Consider the following 11,766-nt stretch of genomic DNA (forward strand, 5'->3'; position numbering starts at 1 on the left):
TCTTCTCCTCGCTTTTTCATTTCAATTAAAACACGAGGTTTCCAAACTAAATCAGCAAATCCGGTTTTACCTTTCTTGCTACCTTTAGTAATCGCCTCCTCATAGGTTGCACCCGCTTCTAACGCACCTTTATGACCAAAAACTCGAAAGAAACGGTCTAGGAAAATCTGAGCTTCTTTCCTTTCTTTGCCAGTAATATGCTGTTGACAAAAATCAATAAATTCCTGTAAGCTTTCAAGGGTAGTAGTCATCTTTTGCTTCACTCGCTAATAGGAAATGCCCCCGATAATTTTCCAGAAATATAGTCTTTAAAGCCTTGTGGCAAGACTCCTACGAATGATAAGCACTGATTATCCCACAAAGTCGAGGAGAGCCGAAAATATGCCTCAGAAAATAGGATTGTGACCTTCAAAAACCTTGCATTATCCTTCTTTTAGTACACAAACTGGTGGGAAAAAGGAGGACAACAAAGCCTGAAACGACCGACGGCCGAAGCCTGACTCCTAACCCCACCAACAGACTTTTTCAGCAAACCCTATTGATTGTGTAAAACCGTGTGGGTAGCAGGAATAGGATAGCCCGCTTCACCGAAGGATTCATAGATAACCTTATTAGTGTCAAAATAGACCTGCCAATAGTTGTCGTTACTGCAATAGGAACGCACTGCCAAGAGAAGTCCGGAGGGATTAAATTCTAAAATTTCCACATCGGGGGTGGGATTAGTCAAAACATTGGGGATACGGCTAATTTTAGCCTTTAACAGGGCGATCGCTTCTGGGACATTTACCCCGTGACTTAATTGAGCGGTCAACTCCACACGACGATAGGGATTAGCGGAAAAATTTTGAATATTTCCAGAAAAAATGCTGTTATTGCCGACTACAGTTCTAATATTGTCAGGAGTGTTGATAGTAGTGGCAAATAAACCCAATTCCTCCACCGTGCCAGTTATACCTGCCGCAGAGACAAAATCGCCCACCTTGAAGGGACGGAACATGACTAAAAAAGCCCCGGCGGCAAAATTGGCCAACAGCCCCCCCCAAGCGGCCCCGATCGCAATACCAGTAGCGGCTAAAAGTGCGGCGAAAGAGGTGGTTTCAACGCCAAAAAAGCCCAAAATCGCCACGATCAGGACAACTTGCAGGGCAATGAGGATGAAAGAAATGATATATCTAACGATGGTAGGATCGACGTTGCCCTTGGCTAAACTGGTTTTGAGCAGATTAATCGCTAGATTAATCAACCATTTACCAATAAACCAGAGTACGATCGCCCCGATTAATTTCGCCCCGAAGCTAATCGCTAAATCCCTGATAAAGTACACTTGATTGCTAACTTGAGCCGGATCCATAGTTATTATCCTCGCAAAGAAATAAAGCTAATTTACACACAGATTATAGGGGCGAGAGGAAAAACCGAGGACCCTCTCAAGAAAAAAAACAGATTTGGTGATGGGGGGATTTTTCTTCAGTGAACAGTGAACAGTGAACAGTAAACAGTGAACTGAAAACTTACATCTGATCACTGATAACTGATTACTGATTACTGATTACTGATTTGACATTTGGGCGGTGATTACGGTGAGATCGAGCGCCCTTTCACCCCTTCTGATTCTGAGGGGTAAAGATTCACCGATTCCAGTTTTTTCCACCATTTCCTGTAACTCAGTGCCATCGCTAACCGGTTGATTATTAGCTTTGACAATCACATCCCCGCGACGGATCCCGGCTTTTTCGGCGGGGGTATTGGGTAAGACTTTCACCACCAAAATTCCCGACACTTCCGGCACGATCATGGCAGAATTGGGGTTTTGATTATTAGCCCGGGCTAAATCGGGAGTTAGATTAACCATCTGCACACCGATATAGGGATGGGCCACCTTTTGACCTGATTCTAGGGTCGCTTGTAACTGCTTGGCCCGGTCGATGGGAATGGCAAAACCGATGCCCATGGCATCAGCACGAATGGCCGTATTGATGCCGATGACTTCCCCTTGGGCGTTGAGTAAAGGACCGCCGGAATTACCCGGGTTAATAGCGGCATCGGTTTGGATAAAATCAATGCGTTTATCGGGAATACCCGCCTTAGCCGCCGAGCGCCCGATCGTGCTAATAATTCCTAAAGTTACCGTATTATCTAGACCGACGGGATTGCCTACTGCGATCGCCCAGTCCCCCACTTGTATGGATGCGGAATTGCCGAGGACTGCTACAGGTAAATTTTCCCCTTGGGGATTAATTTTCACCACGGCTAAATCAGTGATCTCATCAGTACCGCGTACTTCTCCTTTGAAGCTACGACCATCTTTTAAAGTTACCGTTACCTTATCGGCATTATCCACCACATGGGCATTAGTTAAGATTAAACCACTGCCATCGATAATAAAACCCGATCCCTGGCCCGCCACTCGCTGCTGGGTGGGAACACGAAACTGTTCCCCAAAAAACTCCTGAAAAAAAGGATCATCAAAAAAGGGGCTATTGGTACGAGTGATAATCGCTTCGGTGTCAATTCGCACCACTGCCGCACCTGTGCGGGCCACTGCCTTAGCGACAAAACTTTCCGCCGTCATCTCTGGGGGGATTCTGACCAGATCGGCGGCAGCAGTGGGCAGATTTTGAGCATTTACCGCCGCTAAACTGCTAAAACCGAGCATAACTCCCAGAAAAGTTGCCAAAGCGTGGGTAATAGTTCGCCGTAACCCTGTAGGAAGTTTCATACTTTGATCTCTGATTCTGATGTTTTAACTGTTTCTGTCCATCGGTTGACAGACCGACTATTAAAAATCTAACAAATCGACCATTCCAATTAAACTAAGACGCATCTTAACCGCCTATCCTTAGATTAGCTAACCCCCCCTTGCCGCCCCTTGCCCCCCGACCCCCCCGATGTCGGGGGGGCAGGGGGGGTGGGGGTTGGGGGGGTAGGGTTGATTCATGAATCAACCCTACCCAACCCTAGGGGTTGGGGGGGCCACACCCTGCCCCCACGAAAAACTTTTTCAGCAGACCCTAACTAATCTCTGATCACTAGCGGCGATTGCAGGGTAATATTTAAATCTCGATCGGGGTTAACAGAGTATAACTGCACGGAACTACCACCGACAATTCCCGCCGTCGGTAAACCCCATCCTGCAAGGGTTCCCACGGCTGCCCCCGCTAAAACGTCGAGAACTTCGATCTTGCGATCGCCCGTAAGAGCAGCGATCGCTGTGGCTGCCCCCGCACCGGCGACGGTTCCCCCTAAGATATCTTGAGTTTTTGCCCCTTTACGCACGGTTTCAGTGGTAGTAATTAATCGGGAAGTGGCATTGAGGGGAATGGTGCGACTACCCCCATCGAGGCGAATTTCATCGGCAATAAACCGCACACCTTGGCCCACCGCTTCTAAAGTACCCTTGACTTCACTTCCTGCCGCAATCACCACACTCCCATTCCGGTTACGAATATCTCTGGCTACGGTTAAAGTCAGAGGAATAACATCACTTTTAGAAACTAAAATTTTATCGGCTTTCTCGTAATTCAAAGGGATAACTGTTCCTGCCGGAATCGAGATTTGTTGAGCGATGAGACGTGGCCGATTAATATTACTTTGAGCGAGGACGGGAAAAGTACCGGACATGGAACCCATGAGCAGGGTAATCAGTAAAGCTGTGCTGGCTCTAGTAACAGGATTGATAGACATAGCGGTTATCCTCTCAAAAAACAACAGTGAACTTTCTCTATTTCTAGATTATTTTCTTCTGCCTGTCATGTCAGTCCCCTCAACAGGGAATTTTTTCCCTCTCTATAGGGAAAAAAGTAGAATGGCAGAATTTACCCATTTTGTCCATCGACCGCAAAGGAGAGCCGAAAAGCCTAGAATAGTAAAAAACCTCGGATTGCCATCGTCTATGGAACTCGCTGCCGGAAAAATCCTTAGTCATCGCTACCAAATTATCCGTCAATTGGGAAAAGGGGGATTCGGACAGACTTTCTTGGCCTGCGATCGCCAGTTACCCAATCAAAATCGCTGTGTGATCAAACAATTTCAACCCCAGTGCCGGGATGCCGAAACTGTAGCCATCGCTAGACGACTCTTTGAAACCGAGGCGAAAATCCTGCAAGAATTGGGCATTCATCGCCATATTCCCCGTTTATTTGCCTATTTTGAGGAAAATGGGCAATTTTTCCTCGTGCAAGAATACATTGAGGGGGAAGATTTAGCCACAGAAATTACTGCCGGTGTCTATAGGCAAGATGAAGAGAAAGTGGTGGCTTTATTAACAGAAATTCTCTCAATTCTCGAATTTGTCCATCACAAACAGGTGATCCATCGCGATGTTAATCCCTTCAATCTTATTCGTCGCCGTCAAGATAATCAATTGGTTTTAATTGATTTTGGTGCTGTCAAACAAATTAGCACGCAAGTAGTTAAAGAAGGTAAAACCATTTCTACAGTCGCTATCGGTACCCCGGGTTATTTCCCCAGTGAACAGGCCCAGGGTTATCCCCGTTTTAGTAGCGATATCTATGCCACTGGTATTATTGGATTACAAGCTTTAACCGGTAAAGCTCCCGAAGATATTCCATTGGATTCTCGCACGGGAGAAATTCTCTGGCAACATTTGGCCATGACTAGCACCGAGTTTAGTGATGTTATCGAGCGCATGATCCGCTATGATTTTCGTCAGCGTTATACCAGTGCCAGTGAAGCATTAATCGCTCTGAGAAAATTAGGTAAAATTCATCATCTCGATCCGAAAACTACCTATGGGGTGAAACCTCAAGGTCAGGTTGCTCGTCAAGGGCAATCTTGGCTAACAAAAATCTTGTTTGTCTCTGGGACAATTGGCTTAATAGCTGGTGCTTATCAGGGTTTTGACTATTGGCAAAATTCTCGTAATTCTCTTAGTTACTATCAACAAGGTCAGACTTTTTATCAACTAAAACGCTATACCGATGCCCTCAATTCCTATGGTCAAGCCTTAAAAATTAATCCCGATTATCTTGAGGCATTGCAAGGAAAAGCCGATGCTTTATTAGCTCTACAAAGATACTCGGAAGCTTTAAATACCTACGAGAAAGCTATTCAAATTAACCCAGATTCCGCTTGGCAAGCTTGGCTCGGTCGCGGGGAAGCTTTAGATAAATTAGATAAAAATCAGGAGGCTTTAGAAAGTTTTGAGCGGGTCTTATCTCTTAATCCTGCCGCTAGTCAAGCTTGGCAAGGTAAGGCCGATATCTATCTAGAACTGCAACAATATTCCGCCGCCCAAAAAGCTCTTGAAAAATTGTTAACTTTTCAACAAAATGATGCCAAAATATGGTATAAAAAGGGCTGGTCATTACAAAATCTTGAGGATTATGAAGGGGCAGTTAAAGCCTACGATCAGGCTCTAGCGATCGAGTCAGATAATGCCTTAATTTGGTATCAAAAAGGTAATAGTTTCTATCAATTAAATAAAATTAATGATGCCTTAGAAAGTTATAGCAAAGCCGGACAATTTAATCCCCAATTTTCCCAAGCTCACTATAGTCAAGGGATTATTTTGCAAAAATTAGGCCGCAACTCAGAAGCTTTGGAGGCATTTACGCAAGCAACTGAGGCCAATTCTAATTATTATCAAGCTTGGTTAAATCAAGGGGCATTACTTCATCAAATGGAAAGATTTCAAGAAGCGATCGCATCCTACGAAAAAGCTCGCCGCATTTCTTCCCAAAAAGCCGAAGTTTTTATCGGTATCGGTAACGCTTGGTATCGTTTAGGCGACTATTCCCAAGCCATAAACGCCTATCAACAGGCGATTCAAAGACAAAAAGATAACCCCGAAACCTGGAAAAGTTTAGGCAATAGTTGCTTTAAACTCGGTCAATACGAGCGAGCGATTCAAGCTTATCAAGAATCACTTCGTTATCGTTCCAATGACCGAGAAGTGCAAACACAAAAACAACTGGCAGAAACTCGCTGGCAAGAACTTCAGCAATCTCTCCAAAACCAAACCCCCAAAGTGGATAGTGAGGAACCGGTTCCCTAACTTCCGCTCTTTTTCGGCAGCTTTATCGCTTTTTACCGGTATTTCTCGGCAATAGTTCCCGTCCTTGATAAAACTGTTTTTTCAGTTCTCCCAAGCGCCAATAAACTGCCACCATAATTACAGTTAATACTGTCAGCACTGTCACGGGAATGAGGGCTGATTGACCGAAAATTAGGGCTAAAAGTGGTAAAGATAGACCAAGAATAATAGCGATCGCTAATGTTAACCCCTGAAGACGATTAATATTTTTTAAAGCCCCTTGACAAACAGCACAATTTTTGGTATGGGAGTGATAGCGTTCGAGGAGAATCTCTTTTGATTGTAGGGGGGGAAAGGGTTGACCGGCAAAAGGATCAGCTTGGTATTGATTAACCCAATTGCGATACTCGAACACAAATAAATCCGCTTTCGTGGGGAGATAACAAGCTTGACTAAAATTCCGACTATCCCCCCGAGCTTGCAGATAACGCTCTTGATAGTAGAGAAAAATCTGATCATCTTCGAGAATAGCGTTTTGATTGATGTGGGAATACCAAGTGGGAGTAAGCTTAATGAAGAATTTCGGCAGCTTAGAGTTAAATTTAAAGGGAAAACGAGCAAAGAGACGACATTCTCCCTGACGGATGGGGGTTGCATAGACAGCTGTTAAAGTCCGTCCGAACTTTTCCGAGGTGAGATCGTGGTAAATTAATCCGGGGGCGATAAAATTGCTGTATTGCTGACCTAATTGACCTTTACGCGGTCCTTCGGGCCAAATTCCCTTAAATCCCTGACGATTGGACTCGATAATTTCTAACTCCATAGGAGCGGCATTGGCCCGATTACCGATGGTGAGATGATGGGTATAGGGAACATGACTAGAATCGATAATATTTTCGATTAAAGTGACGGCTGAGTAGGGTAGATCTCGGAAGGTATCCAAACAAATCCAAGCATCAGCATCCTCCTCCATGGGTTCAATAATTGGAATCGCAGTCAGGGGAGCATTTTCGGGATTACCCGCATAAACGAATAATAATCCCTGACGGATAGCCGTGGGTAAAGACCGCACACAAGCGCGTCGAGAGGTGTTAGCTTGACTGTTTTCCGGTTGTTGGGGAATAAATTCACAGTTTCCTCCTCCGGAAAAAGACCAACCGTGATAGGGACATTCTAGATGTCCGCTTTCGTTAAGACGACCTTCTGAGAGAGGAGCGAGACGATGGGGACATTTATCCTCAAAAACTCGCCATTCTTGCTGATTTTTGTCCCACCAAATCACTAAATCCTCTTCTAGTAGGGTAAAGCGTTGGGGCTGCTTTTTGTCTAAATCTTTGACGTAGTAGATAGGATACCAAACTTGACGACAATCAAAGCGATCGATATCTGTTCCCCCGACGGGATGGGTAGCAGTGCTGGTCAGCATAAATTTTAAAATAAGTTAACATTTCTCCTCCAAAATCTAACAAATTTAATCGACAAAAGGGGGACAGATGCCGGTATCTGCTGGGGAAACAAACACCGGCGCTATATTTTGGGGTGATAATTAAAGGGTAGTTTCCCATGGATAAAGCGAGCATGGGAGAAGGATCAAGATAAAACTAAGGGGAGTTTACCAGAATGTCCGGAGAAACCGTCACTTATTCCCTAGAAACCGTCTTAAAGGATATCAAAGACAGCGTTAAGGATGTTAGTCAAAAAATAGATAATCTACAAAGGGACGTTAATCAAAAATTTGACAAGATTGATGAGCGCTTTGACAGAATCGATGAAAGATTAAATAAAGTAGAGATAGGATTAGCTACTTTGACCGAGAAAGTAGTAGGGATGGATAAACGACTGGAAAAGGTGGAAAACGAACAAGTTAAATCGATAGGATTGGTCGCTTTAACCGAGAAAGTCGGGGGGATGGATAAACGACTCGAAAAGGTGGAAAGTGAACAGGCTACCATGATTAAAGCGATTTCTGACCTCCAGGGATTCCGAGGTCTGATTCTGCCGATCATTGTCGGTGCGCTCAGTGCTACTATTGGTGCGGTGATTACCGTAGCGGCAAAAATGTTGTTGATCGGCAATAGTCCCTGATCGAGATAAGATTAATTCTCGTGGTGATAGGGAGGACATTTGTGAATAAACTAAGCATTCTGGTTCTGCACGGGCCGAATTTAAACCTATTGGGGAAAAGAGAGCCAAATCTCTACGGTAACGTCAATTTAGAGACGATTAACCAGTTTTTAAGCGAAGAAGCTACCCGTTTAGGGGTGAATTTAACCGCGCACCAGTCCAATCAGGAAGGGCAATTAGTGGACTGGATTCAGCAAGCATGGGGTCAGCAGGACGGTATTTTGATTAATGCGGGAGCTTATACTCACACCAGTATCGCCATCCGCGACGCACTGTTAGGCACAAAAATGGCCTGTGTGGAAGTACACTTAAGCAATATTTACAAACGCGAGTCTTTTCGTCATCATTCCTACATTGCCGATATAGCCATCGGACAGATTAGCGGTTTTGGGGCCGAAAGTTATCGCCTAGGATTATGGGCATTAGTCGATTATTTGCAAAAGAATAGAGAAGGCTAATTAGGGCTTGCTCAATAAATCTAAAAACCTTGTTGGGTAAGACTTTTAGACTTTTTGGTTTCCAAAAAGTACCGTATCTGGGAGTGATCGGGTGGAAAATTCAGGTACTTTTTCCCTGAAAATTAGGTAATTGACCCCCTCAAAATCGCTAAAACCCTACACCCTACACCCTACACCCCACACCCTGCCCCCAGGAAAAACTTTTTGCCGCAAACCCTAATTAGGCAAGGGATTCTCCCACTTCTAAGAGGGGACAAAAGGGAAAATAGGGGGAAACCGTCCAACGATAGAATTTTTTGCTGCTGGTGGACTGAAGATTAAAACGCAGGGAAACAAAGGGGAAAAAGGGAGATACGGAACAATTCCAACTGAAAGCCGGCTTAGAAGTGCTATTATCGCCCTGCAAAGACCAAGCAGGGTATTGAAAAACCTCCCGGACGAGGGATTTTCCTTCATCGCTAACTTGGGCGCAGCTGCGACTAATGCCCGAAACCAAACAGAGACTATTACTGACACAATTATCATTAGAAGCCACGATCAGGATATCTTCCCCGGTGGTGGTTAGTTCAAAAGCGATAAAATCTTCAGCTTGCCAACGACTAAGGACTTGTCCCCGGGCATTCTGGTAGATAGCGCTGCAGTTTTCGGGATCGAGAAGACGATTACTATCGGGAGCTAAGTAACCGCAAACCTTGCCCATCAGACGAGTTCCATCCTGAAACCCATACACCCAATCAAAGGTATCGATTTTAGCGGCCCTTTGATTGCTTTTGTTGACCAATAGTAATCGATCGCTGACCACGGTTATTAATTCTCAATAAAACTAAGCTTCCCCTAGTAACAAAGGTATCACTAAATACTAATTTCCCAAGGAAAAGATTTATTAATCTTAACTTGTCGGTACCGGGGGAGAGTGAACTGGTCAGCTTAAATCAAGGCCAAAACCTGCTATCTTATGGGGAGACAAAAATTATCTAGATCTTGTTTTAGCGAGTGGTAGTAAGGGCATGGCGTACAAGCGGGTATTATTAAAACTGAGTGGGGAGGCCCTGATGGGCAATCTCGGCTATGGGATCGACCCGATGGTGGTTTCCGCTATCGCCCAGGAAATCTCCGAAGTGGTTGACCAAGGCATCCAATTGGCGATCGTGGTCGGTGGGGGCAATATTTTTCGCGGGGTGAAAGCCGCCTCGGCCGGCATGGATCGGGCCACGGCCGATTATATTGGTATGATAGCAACAGTCATGAACGCTATGACCTTGCAGGATGCCCTAGAACGAGCGCAAGTATCGACTAGGGTATTAACAGCGATCGCGATGCAGGAATTAGCTGAACCCTACATCCGCCGGCGGGCAATCCGTCATCTGGAAAAAGGTCGGGTGGTGGTTTTCGGTGCGGGATCGGGTAATCCTTTCTTTACCACCGATACCACGGCGGCCCTGCGCGCTGCCGAAATCGATGCGGAAGTGGTGTTTAAAGCGACGAAAGTGGATGGAGTTTATGATTCCGATCCCTCCCATAACCCTAAGGCGCGACGCTTTCAAAGTCTCACCTACGGTCATGTGCTGACTCATGATCTGCGGGTGATGGACGGAACAGCGATCGCTCTGTGCAAGGAAAATAATATCCCGATAGTTGTTTTCGATCTGTCGGTAGCAGGTAATATTGTTCGCGCTGTCAAAGGTGAACCCGTTGGAACATTGGTAGGAGGATTCTGTGAAGTTAGCTGAAGTTCAAGACCACATGCAGAAAACCGTCGAATCAACCCAGAGAGCTTTTAATACGATTCGTACCGGCCGCGCAAATGCTTCTCTTTTAGATCGGATCGTGGTGGAGTATTATGGCATGGAAACTCCTCTGAAGTCCCTAGCGACAATTAGCACTCCCGACGCAACCACGATCGCCATTCAACCCTTCGATCGTACCAGTATGGGGGCGATCGAAAAGGCGATTTCTCTCTCGGACGTGGGTTTAACTCCCAGTAATGACGGTCAGATCATTCGTTTGAATATCCCTCCCCTCACCAGTGATCGCCGCAAGGAATTGGTCAAATTGGCGGCGAAATTGGCCGAAGAAGGAAAGGTGGCGATCCGCAATATTCGCCGGGATGCGATCGATGCTATCCGTAAACAGGAGAAAAGTCACGAAATTTCTGAGGATGAATCCAGGGATTTACAGGATCAAGTGCAGAAATCTACCGATAAATTTATCGCCAAAATCGAGGATTTATTAGCGACAAAAGAAAAAGATATCATGACCGTTTAAGTTTTTTTCTCCTAAGGGATAGAACAGGCTTTTTGTCTGTTCTATTTGGCTTTTTATCCCTATGGAAAAGGTATAGGGTAGTGGGAAGGTTTGGGGGTGAAGTCTTTCAGTTACTTATACCATTTTTCACAAGTAATGGCAGAAATGGTTAATTGCCCTCACCCCCAACCCCCCACCCCCCCCGACATCGGGGGGGTCGGGGAGGGTGGGGGGTTGGGAGAGGGGAGTAAGATACCTGCCACGAATAAAGAAAAATGGTATTATGTACGGGTAAAATGCTATAATTATTGTGGGAAAAACTCATCTTGCTTGAAAAAAATTTATTGAGCGATTCAGGAAATTATGAAAATGAAACGCTATCAACTTCTTCAAGAAAAACGAGAGAATATTATAAAAATTGATCGAAAACATGGGGCATTTAATGTTCTAATATTTGGACCAGTTGCTAGAGGCGAAGACAGCAATGACAGTGATGTTGACTTTTTAGTAGAAATGGAACAAGGGCGCAACTTATTAGATAGAATTGGTTTAATTCAAGACTTAGAAGATTATTTAGGCTGTAAAGTTGATGTGGCTACTATTAACAGTTTACGAGATTGTTTTCGGGAAAGAATCATGAAAGAGGTGATTCCTTTATGAATGGTGATTTAATTTATTTAGGTGATATTTTAGATAGAATTGAACGAATCGAATCTTATACACAGGGGGGAAAAGACAGATTCTATCAATCTTTATTAATTCAAGATGCAGTGATTCGCTGTTTTGAAGTCATTGGAGAAGCTGTTAATGGGACTTAAACAAATTTCAAGCCCAAATGTAGCCCAAAGCCGCTTTGTGAGCGGAAAAGACATCAATATTCTGCGTTAGCCAAGGGAAAAAACGAAAAGACATCGCTGTACGAAAAGCCTCCAAAGCATCAGTAAA

At 44.7% G+C, this 11,766-nt stretch carries 13 protein-coding genes; 7 read left to right on the plus strand and 6 right to left on the minus strand.

The window, feature by feature from the left end; translation table 11 throughout:
* From O9334_RS14640 to O9334_RS14655, 4 genes are all read right to left on the minus strand, one after another.
* Positions 1-251: type IIL restriction-modification enzyme MmeI (locus tag O9334_RS14640; RefSeq protein WP_353737882.1), on the minus strand; the 251-nt coding region annotated here is incomplete at its 3' end.
* Positions 252-535: 284 nt separating this feature from the next.
* Complete coding sequence (locus O9334_RS14645) at positions 536-1,351, minus strand: mechanosensitive ion channel family protein (protein ID WP_045359474.1); 816 nt, start codon at positions 1,349-1,351, stop codon at positions 536-538.
* 198 nt (positions 1,352-1,549) lie between these two features.
* Positions 1,550-2,719, minus strand: coding sequence for an HhoA/HhoB/HtrA family serine endopeptidase (locus O9334_RS14650; protein WP_288000812.1), 1,170 nt, complete (start codon positions 2,717-2,719; stop codon positions 1,550-1,552).
* A 296-nt stretch (positions 2,720-3,015) separates the two neighbouring features.
* The gene (locus tag O9334_RS14655; protein ID WP_288000814.1) at positions 3,016-3,684 is read right to left on the minus strand and encodes a hypothetical protein; all 669 of its coding nucleotides are present in this window, start codon (positions 3,682-3,684) and stop codon (positions 3,016-3,018) included.
* A 208-nt stretch (positions 3,685-3,892) separates the two neighbouring features.
* Between O9334_RS14655 and O9334_RS14660 the strand changes: the two genes are divergently transcribed.
* A complete protein-coding gene (locus O9334_RS14660) occupies positions 3,893-6,016 on the plus strand; it encodes a serine/threonine-protein kinase (protein WP_288000822.1) in 2,124 nt (707 codons plus the stop codon).
* 22 nt (positions 6,017-6,038) lie between these two features.
* Here O9334_RS14660 and O9334_RS14665 read toward each other — a convergent pair whose 3' ends face one another.
* Positions 6,039-7,421 carry an aromatic ring-hydroxylating dioxygenase subunit alpha gene (locus O9334_RS14665; protein ID WP_045359463.1) on the minus strand — a complete coding sequence of 461 codons (1,383 nt, stop codon included), beginning with the start codon at positions 7,419-7,421 and terminating at the stop codon, positions 6,039-6,041.
* A 194-nt stretch (positions 7,422-7,615) separates the two neighbouring features.
* Here O9334_RS14665 and O9334_RS14670 point away from each other — a divergent pair, with 194 nt between their 5' ends.
* Together O9334_RS14670 and aroQ are read left to right on the plus strand one after the other, a co-directional pair.
* Positions 7,616-8,080: a hypothetical protein gene (locus O9334_RS14670; RefSeq protein ID WP_002797922.1), complete on the plus strand. Its 465-nt coding sequence runs from the start codon at positions 7,616-7,618 to the stop codon at positions 8,078-8,080.
* 41 nt (positions 8,081-8,121) lie between these two features.
* Positions 8,122-8,577 carry a type II 3-dehydroquinate dehydratase gene (gene aroQ / locus O9334_RS14675; protein ID WP_045359462.1) on the plus strand — a complete coding sequence of 152 codons (456 nt, stop codon included), beginning with the start codon at positions 8,122-8,124 and terminating at the stop codon, positions 8,575-8,577.
* Positions 8,578-8,797: 220 nt separating this feature from the next.
* Here aroQ and O9334_RS14680 read toward each other — a convergent pair whose 3' ends face one another.
* Entirely contained in the window at positions 8,798-9,379 is a 582-nt protein-coding gene (locus O9334_RS14680) for a hypothetical protein (RefSeq protein WP_045359460.1), read from the minus strand.
* Positions 9,380-9,584: 205 nt separating this feature from the next.
* On the opposite strand from O9334_RS14680, the gene pyrH reads away from it, so the two are divergent.
* The 4 genes from pyrH to O9334_RS14700 all read left to right on the plus strand — a co-directional run bounded on the left by pyrH (position 9,585) and on the right by O9334_RS14700 (position 11,639).
* Positions 9,585-10,307 carry a UMP kinase gene (pyrH, locus tag O9334_RS14685; protein ID WP_045359458.1) on the plus strand — a complete coding sequence of 241 codons (723 nt, stop codon included), beginning with the start codon at positions 9,585-9,587 and terminating at the stop codon, positions 10,305-10,307.
* A 13-nt stretch (positions 10,308-10,320) separates the two neighbouring features.
* Entirely contained in the window at positions 10,321-10,842 is a 522-nt protein-coding gene (frr, locus tag O9334_RS14690) for a ribosome recycling factor (protein WP_502846544.1), read from the plus strand.
* 342 nt (positions 10,843-11,184) lie between these two features.
* A complete protein-coding gene (locus O9334_RS14695; RefSeq protein WP_502572677.1) occupies positions 11,185-11,481 on the plus strand; it encodes a nucleotidyltransferase family protein in 297 nt (98 codons plus the stop codon).
* On the plus strand, positions 11,478-11,639 hold the full coding sequence (locus tag O9334_RS14700; RefSeq protein ID WP_072024838.1) for a HepT-like ribonuclease domain-containing protein: 162 nt from the start codon (positions 11,478-11,480) through the stop codon (positions 11,637-11,639). The genes O9334_RS14695 and O9334_RS14700 overlap by 4 nt, the downstream gene beginning before the upstream one ends.
* Positions 11,640-11,766: the final 127 nt, after the last annotated feature.

It is taken from the genome of Microcystis sp. LE19-8.1F (assembly GCF_027531715.1).
Lineage (GTDB): Bacteria > Cyanobacteriota > Cyanobacteriia > Cyanobacteriales > Microcystaceae > Microcystis > Microcystis wesenbergii_A.

Coding starts and splice junctions, on each gene's coding strand:
- O9334_RS14645 (WP_045359474.1), bottom strand. CDS start 1,351: ATGGATCCGGCTCAAGTTAGCAATCAAGTGTACTTTATCAGGGATTTA.
- O9334_RS14650 (WP_288000812.1), bottom strand. CDS start 2,719: ATGAAACTTCCTACAGGGTTACGGCGAACTATTACCCACGCTTTGGCA.
- O9334_RS14655 (WP_288000814.1), bottom strand. CDS start 3,684: ATGTCTATCAATCCTGTTACTAGAGCCAGCACAGCTTTACTGATTACC.
- O9334_RS14660 (WP_288000822.1), top strand. CDS start 3,893: ATGGAACTCGCTGCCGGAAAAATCCTTAGTCATCGCTACCAAATTATC.
- O9334_RS14665 (WP_045359463.1), bottom strand. CDS start 7,421: ATGCTGACCAGCACTGCTACCCATCCCGTCGGGGGAACAGATATCGAT.
- O9334_RS14670 (WP_002797922.1), top strand. CDS start 7,616: ATGTCCGGAGAAACCGTCACTTATTCCCTAGAAACCGTCTTAAAGGAT.
- pyrH (WP_045359458.1), top strand. CDS start 9,585: ATGGCGTACAAGCGGGTATTATTAAAACTGAGTGGGGAGGCCCTGATG.
- frr (WP_502846544.1), top strand. CDS start 10,321: ATGCAGAAAACCGTCGAATCAACCCAGAGAGCTTTTAATACGATTCGT.
- O9334_RS14695 (WP_502572677.1), top strand. CDS start 11,185: ATGAAAATGAAACGCTATCAACTTCTTCAAGAAAAACGAGAGAATATT.
- O9334_RS14700 (WP_072024838.1), top strand. CDS start 11,478: ATGAATGGTGATTTAATTTATTTAGGTGATATTTTAGATAGAATTGAA.